Here is a 692-nt window from a genome sequence, read left to right as displayed (position 1 = left end):
GGTCAGGGACGTGCGCTCACCGACCAGGCGATCGCGCACCCGGTGCAGGGTCTGGATGTCGAGCTGCTCCTCGCTCCTGAGCTCGACAAAGCGCATGGTCGGGCGGGTCGCAGCTTCGGCAATCGCTTCGGCGTCCCGGTCGTCGTTCGTCTGTGCCTTCACGCAGGGGCGCACATACTCCGGCGACATCAGCCGGACCTCGTGCCCCAGCGCCGCCAGCGCCCGCCCCATATGATGGGCCCAGCAACACGCTTCCATCGCCATCACGCAGGGCGCCAGCCGGGAGGCAAAGGCAATGACCCCATCACGACGCATCCGCCGCCGGATGACAACCTTGCCGTCCTCGTCCAATCCAACGACGCTGCAGCTGTTCTTGCCCAGGTCGACGCCAAGGATCACAATGCTCATGGTCCGCTCCTTCCTCCAATGAACACCGACATCCTGCACGGAGGTCGGCGGGAGGGGCGGGCCATTCATAAAAGGGGGCGTGGACGCCAGATCGGGCGCAGTTCGAAGATCAGGGAACAGTCCGGGGGAGCTGTTTCCCTGAGAACGGGCGGCATGAACACCAAGCTGCATGCCGCAGCCGATGCGAAGGGCCGTCCCATCCGCTTCTTCATGTCCGCCGGACAAGTCAGCGACTACACCGGAGCGGCAGCTCTCCTCGGTGGCCTTCCGAACGCGGACTGGCT

The 692-nt window shown here is 65.5% G+C and carries 1 protein-coding gene and 1 pseudogene; one reads left to right on the top strand and one right to left on the bottom strand.

Annotated features, from left to right (window positions below; genetic code table 11):
* A partial coding sequence (locus FG154_RS20660) for an IS110 family transposase (protein WP_145112031.1) occupies window positions 1-408 on the bottom strand: 408 nt, incomplete at its 3' end.
* Between the two features lie 63 nt (window positions 409-471).
* Here FG154_RS20660 and FG154_RS22040 point away from each other — a divergent pair.
* A pseudogene (locus FG154_RS22040) lies at window positions 472-692 on the top strand (hypothetical protein); the annotation flags it as partial.

The sequence above is a fragment of the Cereibacter sediminicola genome (assembly GCF_007668225.1).
Lineage (GTDB): Bacteria > Pseudomonadota > Alphaproteobacteria > Rhodobacterales > Rhodobacteraceae > Cereibacter_A > Cereibacter_A azotoformans.
Note: the sequence above shows the minus strand (reverse complement) of the source record. Positions and strands in the feature narration are given on the sequence as shown.